Below are 15,213 nucleotides of genomic sequence, written 5' to 3'. Positions count from 1 at the left end.
ACGCCCGTTCAGTATCTACTGGGCGTGCCTATCGTCATGGGTAACATCGCGCGCAGCGGACCCGCCACCGCTTGATGTAGCGCCCGGCCTGCTCCCGCTCCCCGGCCAGGACGAGAGAGCCCTCTCGGGCGGGCACGCGCGCACCACACGCGCAGATGCCCGCCCGGAGGTTGACGCGGCGGCCCTGGGGCGCGTTGGCGCACTCCAGGTGCCGCGCGCCCGTGCCGGCCGCGTACTCGACAAACTCACCGCGACGGATACCGCCTCCGCACCCGTCCGCGGTGCACGTCCCGTTCCTCAGCGCGACGATGACGGGCATTAGGCACCTCCCTTGCGCGCGAGGCGCTTGCGCAAACGCGTAAGGGCCGCTTGCTGGATGGCGCGGATGCGCGCGTGGGGCACCGACCAGCGCTCGGCCAGCGTCGCCACCGACGCGGGATGCCCTCCGGGCTCGCCCACGCCCATCCGTGCGGAGAGGGCCGCGCGCTCCAGGCGGGGGAGGCGGTGCAGCTCCGCCATGGCGCGCTCCATCAACGCCAGCGCCCCACGGGCCTCGCCGCTGGCGTCAGCCAGGCCGAGCAGCGCGTCCACCGGCATCGCCGCATGGACGGTGCCGTCGCCCAGGGCGAGCTGAGTGTCAGGGTCCAGGCCCTGGGCGGCCATCGCATCTGCGAGCGGGATGTCCTGCTCGCGGGCAGCGCGCTTGGCCCGCCCCAGCTTGCGCCGCGCGTGGCGGGTGACGTGCACGGCTGAGCGCTCGACTGTTGCCGCCGTCAGCATGCGCTGGCGAGCGAGGGTAGACACGTAGGCCGCGTAACCCGCGCCCTCGCGCCGCGGGTACTTGCGCCAGAGGCGCAGCGTCTCGGCCATCGCCTCTTGGACGAGATCCTCGTGCCGCGCGCCCCACTCGCGGGCGATGCTCCCGGCGATGCGTGCCAGCATAGGCAGGAGGAGTTGCGCGAGGCGGGACTCCGCGAGCCGAGCCGCGGCGCACCCCTCGGGCAGCGCCTGGAGCTGCGCGACGAGGGCCTCAACTTCGCCCGTTGGCGTGAGCGAGCGGACGATGCGGAGGGGCGAGGTACTGGTGACTGACTGAGTCGCGTGCATGGTGTGTCCTCAGCGCAGCGACGGCCGGTCGGCCTCGGTTCGGATTTCGTCGGCAATCTCCGCGAACTGCACCCCTGCGCGCCCGACTGCGACGTGGACGGCTGCCCGCGTGACTCGCGCCTTCCGCGCTGCGCTGGCGAGGGCGCCGTCCTCGAAGTGCCAGTGCATGAACCAGCGCGCATCACGCACGGCCCTGGCTCGCTGCGCACGTGTCGGGGGCAGGTGGGCATGCTGGCGCCGAGCAAGGATGCGCGCAGCGAGCGCGGGCTCAATGCTCGTGACGAGTCTCCGAGCATCGATGTCCGCGGTGATGTCGCAGTCAGGGGCGAGCAGGGTGTCCTCGACGGTGCGCATGTCCGATGCGTTGCGGGTGAGGCGCGCGCTGGTGGACACCTCCCGCGAAGGGGCCCAGGGCAGGCGATGGGGCAGCGTGACGGCGCGCGCGTCTGCCCGCTCGAAGAGTTGGAGCCGGCAGTGAATCCCCCAATACACGCAAGTGGAGAACGCACCGCGCTCCGGCTGCCACCTCCGAGCCCCCTCGACCAGTCCGAGGAGCGCCGCGCTCCGAATGTCCTCGCTGTGATGGGCGAGGCGTCGAGAGCGGGCGAGGAACTCACCAGCCATCGCGAGCGCGAAGTCCTGCCACTGGACACACAGGTCCTGCCGCTCCTTGTCGAGCCTGGGCATGAACTCGGAGCTTGGGGTGCGCTTCATCGTGCGCCCCCCATCCACTGGGCCCCGGGCACCTGCACGTCGCCCGACCAAAGGACGTCCCCTTCGAGCACGAGCGCACGCTCCTTGACCCGCCGCCAGATTCGCCCCGGGCCTGCCTCGCCGCGCTCGCCGTCGAAGCGCTTGGCGATCTCCGCGCAGTTGAGCTGCGAGGTGATGATGGTGAGGGCGCCCCGGCCATAGCGGACGTCCATCAGCTCCGTGAGCGCGGCCTCCGCGGTAGCGGAGAGCTGCTCGGCGCCCCAGTCGTCCAGCACGAGCATTTCGGCGGCGCGCAGCTCCTCGTGCATCTCGTCCCACGCCGAGGCCCGCGCCAGCGTCTGCACGCGCACCAACAGCCCCGGGCGGCGCTGGACGCCACCACCCGGACGGCTGTTCCAGGGGAATGCCTTCGCCCACTGCCACAGGCCATACGTGGCCGCGAGCGTCTTGCCGGCGTCGGCATCGCCGAGCAGCGCGAGCCAGGGGCGCCGCGGGCCGCGGGCAAGCATGCGCTGCGCGAGGGTCGCGCGCATGGCCGGGCGCCCCTCGCACTCGTGGCGCGCATCGAGCGAAAGCGAGTCCCACCAGTACCGCGCCGCAAGCAACGGGATGCGTCGCTCGAGCTGCTTGTGAGGCGCGGCCGACAGGACATCGACGTGCACTTTATTGGCCCCCATGCGCGCGAGTTGCCGGGGGACGTTGGGCGTCTCGCCCTCGATGACCGCCCGCTGGAGCCTGCACTCGTATTCGGCCTGGTGCGCCATGCGCGCCATGTCGCCGAGCGTCCTGGCATGGGGGATGCCGGGGCGCAGGTCGGGGCAATCGCAGAGGACAATCTCGTCGGCCTCGCGCTGGCGGCGCGCGTGCTCCGCGGCGGCGCGCATGATGCGGGCCTTGAGGCAGGTGTCTGCCGAGGGCGGCAGGTCGATGGAGTTGATGGGCGTCATGGGGCGGGGACCTCCTCGGGGGCGTCGGGGTTGGGGATGCTCACTGCGTGCGGCGTGCGGCTCTTGGCCCAGGTGCTGCCGTGCGAGGGGGCACGGCGGGCCTTGTCTGCGGCATGGGCGCTCGGCGGACCCGTGCCGGCGCGGTGCTCGGGCGTCGCGTTGGCCTCCCAGCGCTGGACCAGGTCGCGCAGGGTGTCGCACCGCTGGCGGTACTGCGCGCCGAGCCCATGGCGCCAGCGTTGGAGCACCTCGGGCACTCCGGCGCCGTCCGCCTTCGCCCGCGCCAACAGGGCCAGGGCGGCCGTGTCGTCGCGGTGCGGCTGCCACGTGTACGGTTTGCCCTTGACCTCCAGGTGCACGCGCATCAGGCCGTCTGGGAGAGACTCCTCGCGCACTGCTGCTGGCGGCGCCTCGAATGGCAGCGAGCCATCCGCGTGCCTGGCGGGGGCAGGCTCGGGGCTCGGCGCCATCGTCAGCCCCTGGCGAGGCGAGGGCGAGGTGGGGGCCTCGCGCGCTTCTGCGCGCGGATCCCCTCTCGTCTCCTCTCGTCTCGTCTCTTCTCGTCTAGTCTCGTCTCTTCTAAGGGTGACGTCGTGTGACGCCGTGTGACCGGACGTGACCGCAGGCGTGACGTCGTGTGACCGAGCGCGCTTGTTCTGCGCCTGGATGTCCAGGCCAGTCACACTGGCAGTCGCCCCGGAGGACATGGCGTCCGCCCGGTCCCGCTCGCGCTGCTCCGCCTTCCGGGCGCGGTCCGTCTGCCGGGCCTGTTGCGCGGCCGAGAAGTTGGGGATGACCAAACGGTCTCCCTCAACCTGGAGACACCCGTCCTCCTCCAGTTCGCGGAGGGCGGGCTCAAGGCGCGAGGGCCAGAGATCCATCGCACCCAGCAGGACCGCTACGGCACGGCGACCGTGGCGGCCGAGGGTGAGAATGCCGGCGCGGTCCACCTTGCGCACGAGCTGCAAGAAGAGGCAGCGCGCGTCATAGGAGAGCGCGAGCCAGTTCACCGTGTCGCGCGTGTAAATCTTCACGAAGTGTTCGTCTTCCCAGCGCATGACTACGCTTCCCCCCGAGGAGCGGGGTTGCAGGTGTGGGGGATGTGATGCGCGGCGCACCACCAGGTGAGGCACCCCGAGCACTGGCGCTTGCGTGCGCCGCAGGGGCACGACGGCGCGCGCGGCGGAGGGGGCGTCGTGCTCGGACACTCGGGCGACTGAATCCGGACGGTCACGGCGTCACCCCACGGATTCCGCGAAACACCTCGGACTCCGTCAGCCCCGCCTGGGCGGCAATCCACGCCGCGGTGGACTGGTGCCGGGCGATGTCTGCCCGCGAGCGCGCGCAGTCGCAGCGCGTGGAGCACGTGCCCTCGTCGCGCTCAGCCTCCTTGTGGCCGCTCGTCTTGTGGCCGCACGTGCCGCAGCGGAGAACGGCGACCTGGAGCACCAGCTCCATGGGCGTGGGGGTGACGACGTTGCGGACGTTGCGCCCAGTTCCGAACCGGACCCACCAGCTCCCGTTTGGCTTGCATCCCTTGAACCGTCCGCCGCGCACGGCACGGACGAGGAGCTGCACCCGCCGAAACTCGGCCACGTGACGGTCGATGTAATCCCAGACGGCTTCAGCCACGGGACACCTCGCCCCATCCGAGCCCCACCGCGAACGCGAAGCCGCACGCCTCCTGCTCAACCTGCCGGCGGCGCCGAGCCTCGCGCTCGCTGCGCTCCTCTGCCTCGTCGGCCCGCGTCTCCGCGGCATCGTTCGTCCACTCCGCGGAGTCGAGGTCGCTCCGCAGGCCCTCCACTTCGTGCAACGCGACCTGCGCCTCGCGGTAGGTCGGCGCCATCACCTGGACGTACCGAGCCAGCTCGCGACACAGGGCCGCGTCGGCATGCCCGAGCAACAGCGCACGGTCAGCCGCGATGCTCGCGCTCGACACATCGGACTCTGAAAGCTCAATCGGCACGGGGCACCTCGGGGGACTCGGTGCGCACGACGCGCAGCGCGCGACCGCGCCGCGGCTGCGAGACAGGAAGACGCGGGGAGGGGTGGGACCGCGGCGGGCGATCCGTCGCCATCAGCTCACGCACAGAAAGGGCACCGATGGCCCGGTCCAACAGGAGAGCCGCGCGGCAGAGCACCTTGCGCAGACTGCGGGAGACCCGCCTGTCCAACTCCCGGAGGATGCGCCTCATCGCGCACCATCCTTTCCGGTCAGCTCCTCGAGGGCGGCGTCCAGGTCCGCGATGTCGCGCTCCTGGGCCTGGAGGGCGAGGGCATCCACCATGAGGACAAGGCCCGTCAGGACGTTGGCGGGGATGGCCTTGCGGTCGGACAGCGTCTCCTGGACCTGCATCAGGATGTCGCGGATGTCGTGCAGGGCGGTGTTGGCGCGCCGGACAGGGGCTGCCATCCGGGCGCGCAGCTCGGCGCGGAGGGCTTGGCTGTCTTTGCTCGGAGGCGGGAGGACCGGCCGGCGGGTTGAGCGCGTCATGACGCACCCCCAGACCCATCCCGAGCCCCGGACGGGCGCCCCGGCGTCAGGACCCCGAGGCGCGCAAGCTGCCCGACAGCAGCCTCAAGGGCATGTGGGATACACGCGCGGGCGACTGTCGCGGACTCGGCACAAGCCGGGCAACCCGCCACCGGAGGAACGCACTCTCGGTATGAGTCCGCCAGGGGGGCCAGCGCCAGCGATGCAGGGGCGGGAGGGGCTCCAGTCGGGGCTTTTGCCCACGTGGTGCCCACGACCCGAGCGGCCTTCTCTACGGCCGGATTCCCCCGAGACGAAAACCCCAGGAAAATCCGGCCCTTAGGCAGCGGCCCCGACAGGAATCGAACCTGTGGCCTGCGGTTTAGGAAACCGCCGCTCTATCCAACTGAGCTACGGGACCAACGAACTGGGTACGGCTGAAGCGCGCGCAAGCTACGGCATGTGGCGACGAAACGAAAGGTCCTCGTGAAGCGCCCCCTCGGGGGCGAACGCGTGCTGACCTCCGGCGGCGCAAGATGCCGGCATGAGTGGACCCTGGCACGGCGGGCGTTCGCGTCAGGCACCCTCCGATGCACCGCAGCTCATTTCAGATTGGACTGCGCCACGGGCGCGCGGCGTCCATCGCGAAGAACAGGTGACTCGAGGTTCAGCAGCGCTTCGGCCTGGTCTTGGTCCGCGAGCTTCGGGCGTCCCAGAGGGATGCCATTGATTGACAATAGGGCCCGGGCCTGCCGACTCAAATCAACGGCGCGCCGAGCATCATGACGGGAAAAGAGCTCATTGCAGGCTGGAGCGTGTTGGAGGCGCTGAGTCATTCCCGTTCGAAAGGGATGGGCTACGAATCCATCCTTGCCGGCGATGTTCTCAAGTGCTGGCTTGTCGGATAGAACGATTTTCAATGACGACTGACGCCGTGACAGGCCCCTATTCCCCAGGACGAGCCCGGAGGGTTCTTGCGGTGATCGCCACTCTGCTGACGACTCCTGGAATTGGCCACATCATCATCGGAAGGCCGCGCAGAGCCGCCGCGCTCTTGGCCCTTTCCTTGGCTGTACTTCTCACGGTCCTCTTCGCTCCCGTCATCGGGATGATTGCTTCGAGCGCGGTCTGGATGGTGGTTGTGGTCGATGTGTTGCTCGTCTCGCGTGTCCCTCGCGACTCGCCGCTTCCTAGTAGAAAGAGGACCATCCTCATGTGTCTGGGCTTCTGGGTGCTTGGGGGCCTGCTCGTCAATGGCGTCAAGTCTGGGTGGGCCGAATCGTTCCGAAGCCCCTCCTCCAGCATGAACCCAACGCTGCTCCTGGGCGATCTGTACCTCGTCGACAAGCGTGTATATGGCCTTCGACTCCCTTTCACCAAGCACACTCTGGTCTCATGGGGCGTCCCTCAGCGTGGAGACGTCGTCGTGTTTCAGGTGCCGAATGAAGAGAAAGACTTCGTGAAGCGAATTGTGGGTCTCCCTGGCGAGGTTGTTGCTGTCCAAGATGATGTTCCCGTCGTGGATGGTCGAGCCTTTGGCTCCGTCGCGCGTCCGGACGACTGCTTGGTTGAGCGCGATGCCGACGGAACGTATGAGCGCTGTGTGATTCACCGGGAATCCATTGATGGGCTCGGCTTCGATGTGATCCTGAGGAAGCCCGCCATGCACCGCGAATTTCCCGGGGCGGATCAAGGTTGCCCTGCTGGAATGCAGCGGTCTCAGGAGCCCAATGGCTGTGTTGTTCCCGAGGGCACCGTGTTCGTCATGGGGGACAACAGAGACAACAGTTCCGATTCGAGAGCCTGGGGACCCGTTCCCATCGAAAACATCAAGGGAACTGTTTCGTTCGTCTGGTGGTCGTTCGGCGCTCACCGAATTCAGTGGGAGCGGCTCGGTTCCTTCAAGTCCTCGAAAGGGCCGGGATAAGGTTTTGCCGTGCGCGCCTGGGCGGATCCCTTTGAGAACTGCTACTCCGCCTACCTCGCACCCTGACGGGACTGGTCAGAGGCGAGGAGGCGAGGTGTTGGATGGGACAGCGCGTCCCATTCGCGCAGCTCAGTGTCTCAGGTTGAAGCGGCTGAGGATGGGGTAATGGTCGGAGGTCGTGGAGCTGTACTGTGAAATCTTGGGGTGGAGCACCGTGGTCGAGTCGGGCATGTAGTCGGCCCACAGCTCATTGGTGACGAGCTGGTGATCGATGAAGGTGTTGCGGCTCGCGGTGCTTCCGACTCCCCTTTGTGACAGGGCCTGGGTCGTGAAGGTGTAGCGGCTCGGGTCATCGAGGAACGTGCGATAGGGCGTGTCATACGGCTGGCCAGTCGAGGAGGAAGTGATGGACATGTCCACGTCATCGTTCCAGTCGCCGAGCACGATGGCTCGCTGAGTGGTCGGTTGCCCGTCGAGGTAACTCTTGAGGGCATTTGCCGCGCCAACCCTGCGCGCGTAATCGTCCGGACTCGCAGCGGCCTTCATGTGGACGATGATCGCTGTCACGTCCTCCGTGGTGTCGCCTCGCTTGACGCGCAAGTCCACCCGCAGCGGGGGCCTCCCCGCGAACTCGTAGAGGAAGTCCGTGAGAACGACATCTGCTCGCAGAACTTGAACCACGTCTGACTTATAGAGCACGCCCTCTTTCTGGTCGCCGGGCCCGTAATAGTATGTCCCAGACGACACGCGCGAAGCGTCGTTGGCGAGGAAGCCGTCGTAGCCAGGGAGCAGGGCCTTCAAGGCATTGAACTGCGAGTTGTCGACGATCTCGACCAGACCCCAGAAGTCCACGTCCGCGTTGGCGATGACCGCCTGCGCATTGGCCAACTGCAGTGGCTCGTTACTCGGGCCATGCAGCGTGTCCCCGAACCACTCGATGTTCCAATTGGCCACCGACAGCGGGACGTTGGGGCCGAGGACCACCAGCTCCTTCGTCACCTCTGACGTGACGCCGTGGGGGTCTCGCGCCTGCAGGTGAAGAACATACGTGCCGCGCTCCTGCGAGAGGCCGGACAGCACTCCGTCCTGGGAGAGTGAGAAGCCGCTCGGGAGCGTGTCGTCCTCCATCAGGGACCACTTCAGCGGAGCGCACCCCGTGGCGACGAGGGTCTGCTTGTAATTGACGCCAGTCGTGGCGCTGGGAATCGTGGCATTGGAGATCTCAGGCTCGGGGCAGACCTTCAACGCATACGTGCGGGTGTCCTCGTCACCCGATGCATCTCTCACCGTCACGGTGAGCGAGTAGTCGCCGGCCTCCGTGCCTGAGCCCGTCAGTCGTCCTTCCGCGGTGTAGAAAGAGAAGCCAGGCGGCGGCGTCAGGAAGTAGCGCAGAGGCGGTGCGCCACCCGTCGCCGTGAGGAAGGCCTCGTAGTTGAGTCCCACCGTGGTGGAGGGGAGCTCGACCTCCGGGAGTTCGAGGCCACCATCGGTGGACCTCCGCCCGCCGGAGCAAGCGGACAGCAGGGTGAGGATGGCGACCATCCCCACCATTCGAGAGAGGCCCGCGCTGACGGGCATGGGGGACCCTGGTTGGGTCTGCGAGCACCAGCGCAATGGCTGCATTCCATGTTCGCGCGCCCCCGATGCTTGGGGGCGCTGCGTGAGTGATTCTTTGATGGAGGAGGGCCTGACTTGAGTCCTGCAAAGCATTCGTGTTCCCCGAAGCGTGAGTTCGCAGCCCTCGCCATGCGCAGCCGCACTGGGAGAGCGCCGCGTGGGTTGCCAGGAGCAGACTCCTGCAATCGCTGGGGGAGGGCCTCACGCCCGGTTCACACTTTCTTCATGGTTTACTCATTAATGCTTGATTTGCTGCTTTGTGGGTGGGTTGTGATTCCGACCCCGCGCTCAAGGTGCTTTCGACCCAGGCGCGCCAAGCGGGGACATCGTCGCCGAAGTCCTGGCGGGACAGGGCGCGCAGCACATCGAGCGCGGGCTTCCGTTCAACCAACTGCTTCGTGCCCGCCATCTCCAGGAGGAGGTCCCCTGTCTCCCGGAGGATCCGGTCGCGTGCCGAGGCGTCCTTGTGGACGAGGGCCGAGAGCAGTCCCGCGGCCTTGTTCCGGTCGGTGATGAGTGGTCCTTGGAGTCCGCGCAGGACCTTCTCGAGGGGCACCATCGGGTGGTCCGCTTTCTCCTGCAGCTCCCAGAGGACTCGCATCGCCGCGTTGCGCGGCGCTTCGTGCGGATCGCTCATCGCGGGTACCAAGGCTTCAGCCACTGCTTCGCGCGTGGGGCCATAGGCCAGCAGGTACGCGGCCGTCTCTCGCTTGCTCGGGTCCGTGTCCGTGCGAAGCATCAGGACGAGTGTCGCGAAGTGCTTCGGCACGCCCGCCAGGATGGGCTCCTCCAGCGTCATCAGCTCGGGGTGGCCAGGGCCGTAGAAGCAATGGAAGGCACGGCAGGGCTCCGTGACGTCGGATGAAATGGCGCCCGCTTTGACGAGCTGCCACATGCGTGTCGTGTACGCCGTCCAGGCGGCCAGCAGCCCAGCGGGATCGGCCACCGAGCCCGTGGGGGCTGCATCGTACTGAAGCCTCCACGCGTCCTCGCGGTCCACCACGTCCACGGTGACGCGCAGCGTTCGGTCCTTCTCGTAGGCCGTGACGGAGTTGCGCACCATCGCGAAGCCGTACTGCGCCAACAGCTGCTCCTTGCCCTTCGCCAAGATCTGGATGAACGCGTCGCCGTCCTTCGACGCCATGTCCAGCAGCGTGCCCTCGGCGGGCATCGCGCCGAGGTAGGGCGCCAGCAGCTCCGCCTGGGAATGGCGCCGCGAGCCGAAGGCTTCGATGCCGTCGAACCGATACGTCGTCGGCGATGAGGGTTGGTGCGGCTTCTCGATGGGCGTGTGCGTCTTCGCCGGGTGACTCGCACAACCCACGAGTATCAGCAGGGAAAGGATGCAGCTCAGGCGTCTTGGCATTCCGCTACGAGACCACTCCTCGTCGAGCGCGCGCAACCCTGTTCCCGGTGGCGCGGAGGTCAATGTCTGTCCAATGGGAGGGGCGCACCCCGCGCATGAAGGTTTCGCCTTACACGATGGTGGGAGTGATTCCGCCATCGACACGGATGGCCGCGCCGTTCGTGGCGGCGGAGAGCGGGCTTGCCACATAGGCAACCATCGCCGCGACCTCTTCCGGCTCAATCATTCGCTGGATCAGCGAGGTGGGGCGTTCCTTGGCGAAATAGGCGCGTTCAATCTCCGCGTCGGGTGCATCCGGGTCGTCCGATACGCTCTTGAGGAACGCGACGATGCCCTCCGACCGAGTGGTGCCGGGCAGGACGGAGTTGACCGTCACCCGGGTGCCCTTGGTGGCTGACGCGAGTCCACGGGAGATGGCGAGCTGCGCCGTCTTGGTCATCCCGTAGTGGATCATGTCGGGCGGCACGATGAGCGCCGAGTCGCTGGCGATGAAGATGATGCGGCCCCAGTTTCGCTGGAGCATGACGGGGAAGTACGCGCGAGCGAGCCTGGCGCCGGACAGGACGTTGACCTCGAAGAACCGACGCCAATCGTCGTCGGAAATCTCGGTGAAGGGCTTGGATTCGTAGATGCCCAGGTTGTTGACGAGGATGTCGACGGCGGGCACCGCGGCGAACAGCGCGGCGGCGCCAGCCGCGGTCGAAGGATCCGCGAGCACCCCTCTGGCGCCTGTCTGCGCCGCGGCGGCATCCAGCTTCTGCTGATTCCGACCGCAGATCACCACCTGGGCGCCCTCGGTGACCAGTCGCCGCGCGATGGCAAGGCCGATGCCCGCGGTGGCGCCCGTGACGAGCGCCAGCTTCCCTTTGAGCTGCAGGTCCATGTTCGAGCCTCCTGTGTGCTGCGTCGGCACGTACACGGGTTGCCGGTTGGCCACGAGGGCTTCGTTCGGGGGGGAGTTCACTCGGAAACCTCGACGTGCCCCATGGACGGACGCCCTCCGCGCGGCGCTCCCGTCCGCTGCCAGTCGCGGAGTCCACAATAGGCGGCCCCGCACCGGGTCGTTTGAATTCCTAGGTGGGGCAGGATAGCGCAGGTTGGCGCAATGGATCGGGCGTGCGCCACGGAGGATCCATGCGTTCACGATGGGCTTCGATCCTGTTTCTGGGGATGTCTGTCATTGGCGCGGGATGTGCCCACGGTGGGCGTTCCGAGACGGTCCAGGATTCCCAGCCCCGCTATGAACACGTCTTCCAGAAGCCACTGGCGGAAGCCCTGGGGGAGACGCGCAAGCTGCTTCAGGAGCACGGCTTCGTCTTCGAGAACACCCAGGATGAGACCCAGTTGCTCACCACCTGGAAGCCTCCAGCGCAGAAGGGCTCGGGCAACGTTCAGTTCTCGCGATACCTGGTGACGGGCTTGCGCGTGGCGCCTCGGCAGTCCGTGGTCCGCATCTTCCGGATGTCCACGGTCCAGATGGGGAACGACGTGGAGCATCAGGAGCAGTGGTGGAAGATGCTGCGGGAGCGGGCGGAACAGAACGCGGTCCTTCGCTCCAGGGGGCCCACGCGTCTCTCCGCGGGCCCCGACAACCCCGAAGGCGAGCAGCGCGGCGTTCAGGTGGGCCAGCGAGATCTGGAGCTGGAGAAGGCGCTCACGCTTCGGCTGGAGTCCGCACCGTCCCTGGAGTTGGTGGGCGGCGACATCGTCGACGAGCCGCGACTCACGCCCGTGCGCGAAGCGGACTTCTACGTGGCGCGCTGGAAGGAGCGCGAGTCTCTCCAGGGGAAGTGCGGCGAGCGGGTGCGCGGGCTCGAGCCGCTCATCTCCCCGACGCTCACGCTCTTGATTGGTGAGCAGCTCGGCTCGAACGAGATGCCCCAGTCCGTGGGAGACATCCTCTGTCAGCTCGCCGAGACGGGCCTGCCCGTCGTCCTGGGGCTGTCCATTCCCGCGACCGAGCAGGCGCGTCTGGATGCCTACCTCGCTTCGCCGGGTGCCCCGGCCAATCAGGACAGTCTGCTGGCCGGACGCTTCTGGCAGAGGCCCTATCAAGACGGGCGGAGCAGCCGCGCCTCTGCTAGCCAAGGGCTCGGCGCCAACGGTTCTGGAGATGGGCTTCGCGCAAGGCACGCGATGGGGTTGCGACTTGAACCCGGAGGGGCGCCTCGTCTGTGGCGTCGTGGGCGCGACGCCCATGGACAGGCTCCGCTCCATGCCAGGGCAGAGCGCCTATATCCAGCTCGACGAGAAGACTTCGGACGACGGTGCTCGGGGTGTCTTGTTCGTGGGCACGCTGACGCCCTCACTGCCGGCCATCCTGGGGCCTCACGTCCAGAGTGCTCCGTCCATCTCGCTGCCTTCCTCCACGAACGCCTCGGACACCTGGAAGCCTGGGATGTGGTGACGCGCACCCGGCGGTTTCGTTGAGAGAGGTGCCGGGGCGGCCTCGGTCGCCCCGTTGCACCTCCGAAACCGAGGGGCGTGCCGCGCGGATCCGATGGCGGGTTCACAGTGGCGCCTGTGCGCGCCGCAATTCCGCTCATGGGGTTCTTCTTCAATGTCTCTCAAAACCCCTGCGGCGTGGTGCGCCGCGGCAAGGATGCGCGAACTGAGCTGGAAATGATGAGTCATTGTGTCTGGTGATGGGATGTTGGAGGTCTGTGATTGCGTCCTCTCCATGGGGTAGGAACGGGCTGGGTTGGGGATTTTTGTCAAGGATTGGGTGACAGGGCGTTCTGATTTTGGCATTGTTGCTGGGCGACTTTGTATGCGTGGAATCTTCAGGGATTCCTCGGCGGGGGGCCGATGCATCAGGAAGTCATTCGCGAATCCATGAGCTGAGTTCACGGACGTGCTTGCTGCACCGGTGCGCGAGGCCTTGGTGCGCGCGCCGCTAGGCCCTGTCTGCGTTCGAGCCGCGGTCCGGGCATTCAGAACCCATTGCATTGGGAGGGCGACTCTATGCCGGCTGCTGTCAGCTATCCGGGCGTCTACGTCGAGGAGATTCCAAGTGGGGTTCGCACCATCTCGGGTGTGCCCACGTCCATCACCGCCTTCGTAGGGCGCACGCGGCGAGGCGCCACCAACGACCCGGTGATCGTCAATGGCTATGGCGACTTCGAGCGTGTCTTCGGAGGACTGTGGTTGGGCAGCCCGCTGACCTTCGCGGTGCGCGACTACTTCCTCAATGGTGGCGGGCAGGCCATCGTCGTGCGGCTGCAGAAGGACGCCAAGGCCGCCACCTTCCTGTTGGGCACGGCACCGTTCATCGCGGCGAGCGAGGGGACGTGGGGCAACAACCTGCGCGTGGTGGTGGACTACAACACCGCGAAGAGCGGGACCCAGAGCGAGGACGACAAGCTCTTCAACCTCACGCTCAACGACGTGGGCACCAACGCGACGGAGACGTTCCTCAACCTCTCCATCGACTCGACGAGTCCTCGCTACTACCCCAACGTGCTGGCGCAGAACTCCGACCTCTTGCATGTGGACCTGGCGGCGCTGCCGTCTCCGGCGCCTCGGCCTCCGGCCTCGACCGTGACGGACAACAAGCCCGTCCCCTCCACGCCGACGACGCAGGGAGATGACGGCGCGGTGCTCACCCGGGCCGAGTTCACCTCGGGCACCGGGCTTCAGGCGGACAAGAAGGGCCTGTACGCGCTGGAGAAGGCAGACATCTTCAACCTGCTGTGCATTCCGCCGCATGGGTTCGCGGACGACGGCGACATCGAGTCGGCGCTGGCGGTGGATGCGGCGACGTACTCGCAGGCCCGTCGCGCCATCTTCGTCGCGGACCCTCCTCGCGCGTGGAACACCGTGGCCAAGGCGGTGGCGGGCTTCAATGGCAGCTCACTGCGCAGCAAGAACGCCGCCATGTACTTTCCCTGGTTGGTGGAGGCCAACCCCTTGCGGGAGGATCAGCTCGAGTCCTTCGCGCCGTGCGGCGCCGTGGCTGGGGTGATTGCCCGGACGGACACCGCGCGCGGCATCTGGAAGGCGCCCGCGGGCCTGGACGCGCAGCTGGCGGGGGTCTCCAAGCTGAGCGTGCCGTTGACCGACCTGGAGAATGGCCAGCTCAATCCGCTCGGGCTCAACTGTCTGCGCTCGCTCCCGGCCGCCGGGCGCGTGGTGTGGGGCTCGCGCACCACGCGCGGCAATGACTTGCTGGCGGACGAGTGGAAGTACCTGCCGGTGCGGCGCCTCGCGCTCTACATCGAGGAGAGCCTGTACCGGGGCATCCAGTGGGTGGTGTTCGAGCCCAACGACGAGCCGCTCTGGGCGCAGATCCGCCTCAACGTGGGCGCGTTCATGCAGAGCCTCTTCCGACAGGGGGCCTTCCAGGGGGCGTCCCCGCGCGCGGCGTACTTCGTCAAGTGCGACAAGGAGACGACCACGCAGGACGACATCAACCGGGGCGTCGTCAACATCATCGTGGGCTTCGCGCCGCTCAAGCCGGCCGAGTTCGTGGTGCTCAAGCTGCAGCAGATGGCTGGTCAGAGCGAGGCGTAAGGAGACTCCCCATGGCCCAGTTCAGCGTCAATGCGCAGCGGTTCGATCCGTACAAGAACTTCAAGTTCCGCGTGAAGTGGGACGGCAAGTACGTGGCGGGCGTGAGCAAGGTGAGCGCGCTCAAGCGGACCACGGAGGTCGTCAAGCACCGCGAGGGCGGCGATCCGAGCAGCAGTCGCAAGTCGCCCGGCCGCACCGAGTACGAGGCCATCACCCTGGAGCGCGGCGTCACGCACGACCGCGAGTTCGAGCAGTGGGCGAACAAGGTGTGGAACTACGGCTCCGGACTCGGCGCGGAGGTGTCCCTCAAGGACTTCCGCAAGGAGCTCATCATCGAGGTCTACAACGAGGCCGGGCAGCTCGCGATCTCCTACCGCGTGTTCCGCGCGTGGGTGTCGGAGTTCCAGGCGCTGCCGGACCTGGATGCGAACGCGAACGCCGTCGCCATCCAGCACCTCAAGCTGGAGAACGAAGGCTGGGAGCGCGACTACGAGGTGGGTGAGCCCACCGAGCCGAGCTTCCTGGAGCCCCCCAACTCCTGACCGGG

The 15,213-nt window shown here is 67.3% G+C and carries 15 protein-coding genes and 1 tRNA gene; 4 read left to right on the top strand and 12 right to left on the bottom strand.

Translation table 11 applies throughout. From position 1 onward, the window contains the following. Positions 1-34: 34 nt before the first annotated feature. The 9 genes from JGU66_18640 to JGU66_18600 all read right to left on the bottom strand — a co-directional run bounded on the left by JGU66_18640 (position 35) and on the right by JGU66_18600 (position 5,665). Complete coding sequence (locus tag JGU66_18640) at positions 35-319, bottom strand: hypothetical protein (GenBank protein MBJ6762786.1); 285 nt, start codon at positions 317-319, stop codon at positions 35-37. Then, on the bottom strand, positions 319-1,107 hold the full coding sequence (locus JGU66_18635) for a hypothetical protein (GenBank protein MBJ6762785.1): 789 nt from the start codon (positions 1,105-1,107) through the stop codon (positions 319-321). Before JGU66_18635 ends, JGU66_18640 begins: the two co-directional genes overlap by 1 nt. Before the next feature lie 9 nt (positions 1,108-1,116). Then, positions 1,117-1,821, bottom strand: coding sequence for a hypothetical protein (locus tag JGU66_18630; GenBank protein ID MBJ6762784.1), 705 nt, complete (start codon positions 1,819-1,821; stop codon positions 1,117-1,119). Further along, positions 1,818-2,768, bottom strand: coding sequence for an ATP-binding protein (locus JGU66_18625; protein MBJ6762783.1), 951 nt, complete (start codon positions 2,766-2,768; stop codon positions 1,818-1,820). Before JGU66_18625 ends, JGU66_18630 begins: the two co-directional genes overlap by 4 nt. Further along, on the bottom strand, positions 2,765-3,826 hold the full coding sequence (locus JGU66_18620; protein ID MBJ6762782.1) for a hypothetical protein: 1,062 nt from the start codon (positions 3,824-3,826) through the stop codon (positions 2,765-2,767). Before JGU66_18620 ends, JGU66_18625 begins: the two co-directional genes overlap by 4 nt. Positions 3,827-3,998: 172 nt before the next feature. Next, a complete protein-coding gene (locus JGU66_18615) occupies positions 3,999-4,400 on the bottom strand; it encodes a hypothetical protein (GenBank protein MBJ6762781.1) in 402 nt (133 codons plus the stop codon). Next, positions 4,393-4,737 carry a hypothetical protein gene (locus JGU66_18610; GenBank protein MBJ6762780.1) on the bottom strand — a complete coding sequence of 115 codons (345 nt, stop codon included), beginning with the start codon at positions 4,735-4,737 and terminating at the stop codon, positions 4,393-4,395. Before JGU66_18610 ends, JGU66_18615 begins: the two co-directional genes overlap by 8 nt. Positions 4,738-4,962: 225 nt before the next feature. Further along, positions 4,963-5,184 carry a hypothetical protein gene (locus tag JGU66_18605; GenBank protein ID MBJ6762779.1) on the bottom strand — a complete coding sequence of 74 codons (222 nt, stop codon included), beginning with the start codon at positions 5,182-5,184 and terminating at the stop codon, positions 4,963-4,965. A gap of 407 nt (positions 5,185-5,591) precedes the next feature. Next, positions 5,592-5,665: transfer RNA gene (locus tag JGU66_18600), tRNA-Arg, on the bottom strand. 558 nt (positions 5,666-6,223) lie between these two features. Here JGU66_18600 and lepB point away from each other — a divergent pair. Next, a complete protein-coding gene (gene lepB, locus JGU66_18595; protein ID MBJ6762778.1) occupies positions 6,224-7,171 on the top strand; it encodes a signal peptidase I in 948 nt (315 codons plus the stop codon). A gap of 129 nt (positions 7,172-7,300) precedes the next feature. Here lepB and JGU66_18590 read toward each other — a convergent pair whose 3' ends face one another. From JGU66_18590 to JGU66_18580, 3 genes are all read right to left on the bottom strand, one after another. Further along, positions 7,301-8,749 (bottom strand): endonuclease/exonuclease/phosphatase family protein, encoded by a 1,449-nt coding sequence (locus tag JGU66_18590; GenBank protein ID MBJ6762777.1) that lies wholly within the window; start codon positions 8,747-8,749, stop codon positions 7,301-7,303. A gap of 262 nt (positions 8,750-9,011) precedes the next feature. Further along, the gene (locus tag JGU66_18585; GenBank protein ID MBJ6762776.1) at positions 9,012-10,154 is read right to left on the bottom strand and encodes a hypothetical protein; all 1,143 of its coding nucleotides are present in this window, start codon (positions 10,152-10,154) and stop codon (positions 9,012-9,014) included. Between the two features lie 109 nt (positions 10,155-10,263). Continuing rightward, the gene (locus tag JGU66_18580; protein ID MBJ6762775.1) at positions 10,264-11,037 is read right to left on the bottom strand and encodes an SDR family oxidoreductase; all 774 of its coding nucleotides are present in this window, start codon (positions 11,035-11,037) and stop codon (positions 10,264-10,266) included. A gap of 251 nt (positions 11,038-11,288) precedes the next feature. Here JGU66_18580 and JGU66_18575 point away from each other — a divergent pair, with 251 nt between their 5' ends. The 3 genes from JGU66_18575 (at position 11,289) to JGU66_18565 (ending at position 15,208) form a co-directional block, all read left to right on the top strand. After that, the gene (locus JGU66_18575; protein MBJ6762774.1) at positions 11,289-12,584 is read left to right on the top strand and encodes a hypothetical protein; all 1,296 of its coding nucleotides are present in this window, start codon (positions 11,289-11,291) and stop codon (positions 12,582-12,584) included. 534 nt (positions 12,585-13,118) lie between these two features. After that, positions 13,119-14,666 carry a phage tail sheath family protein gene (locus tag JGU66_18570; GenBank protein MBJ6762773.1) on the top strand — a complete coding sequence of 516 codons (1,548 nt, stop codon included), beginning with the start codon at positions 13,119-13,121 and terminating at the stop codon, positions 14,664-14,666. A gap of 11 nt (positions 14,667-14,677) precedes the next feature. Next, a complete protein-coding gene (locus tag JGU66_18565) occupies positions 14,678-15,208 on the top strand; it encodes a phage tail protein (GenBank protein MBJ6762772.1) in 531 nt (176 codons plus the stop codon). Positions 15,209-15,213: the final 5 nt, after the last annotated feature.

Source organism: Myxococcaceae bacterium JPH2 (assembly GCA_016458225.1).
Classification (GTDB): Bacteria; Myxococcota; Myxococcia; order Myxococcales; family Myxococcaceae; genus Citreicoccus.
The sequence above is the reverse complement of the archived record's forward strand: the minus strand, read 5'-3'. Positions and strand labels throughout refer to the sequence as shown.

What these genes read in the sequence shown, in the direction of transcription:
- JGU66_18640 (MBJ6762786.1), bottom strand. Translation starts at nt 319, where the DNA reads ATGCCCGTCATCGTCGCGCTGAGGAACGGGACGTGCACCGCGGACGGG.
- JGU66_18635 (MBJ6762785.1), bottom strand. Translation starts at nt 1,107, where the DNA reads ATGCACGCGACTCAGTCAGTCACCAGTACCTCGCCCCTCCGCATCGTC.
- JGU66_18630 (MBJ6762784.1), bottom strand. Translation starts at nt 1,821, where the DNA reads ATGAAGCGCACCCCAAGCTCCGAGTTCATGCCCAGGCTCGACAAGGAG.
- JGU66_18625 (MBJ6762783.1), bottom strand. Translation starts at nt 2,768, where the DNA reads ATGACGCCCATCAACTCCATCGACCTGCCGCCCTCGGCAGACACCTGC.
- JGU66_18620 (MBJ6762782.1), bottom strand. Translation starts at nt 3,826, where the DNA reads ATGCGCTGGGAAGACGAACACTTCGTGAAGATTTACACGCGCGACACG.
- JGU66_18605 (MBJ6762779.1), bottom strand. Translation starts at nt 5,184, where the DNA reads ATGGCAGCCCCTGTCCGGCGCGCCAACACCGCCCTGCACGACATCCGC.
- JGU66_18590 (MBJ6762777.1), bottom strand. Translation starts at nt 8,749, where the DNA reads ATGCCCGTCAGCGCGGGCCTCTCTCGAATGGTGGGGATGGTCGCCATC.
- JGU66_18585 (MBJ6762776.1), bottom strand. Translation starts at nt 10,154, where the DNA reads ATGCCAAGACGCCTGAGCTGCATCCTTTCCCTGCTGATACTCGTGGGT.
- JGU66_18580 (MBJ6762775.1), bottom strand. Translation starts at nt 11,037, where the DNA reads ATGGACCTGCAGCTCAAAGGGAAGCTGGCGCTCGTCACGGGCGCCACC.
- JGU66_18575 (MBJ6762774.1), top strand. Translation starts at nt 11,289, where the DNA reads ATGCGTTCACGATGGGCTTCGATCCTGTTTCTGGGGATGTCTGTCATT.
- JGU66_18570 (MBJ6762773.1), top strand. Translation starts at nt 13,119, where the DNA reads ATGCCGGCTGCTGTCAGCTATCCGGGCGTCTACGTCGAGGAGATTCCA.
- JGU66_18565 (MBJ6762772.1), top strand. Translation starts at nt 14,678, where the DNA reads ATGGCCCAGTTCAGCGTCAATGCGCAGCGGTTCGATCCGTACAAGAAC.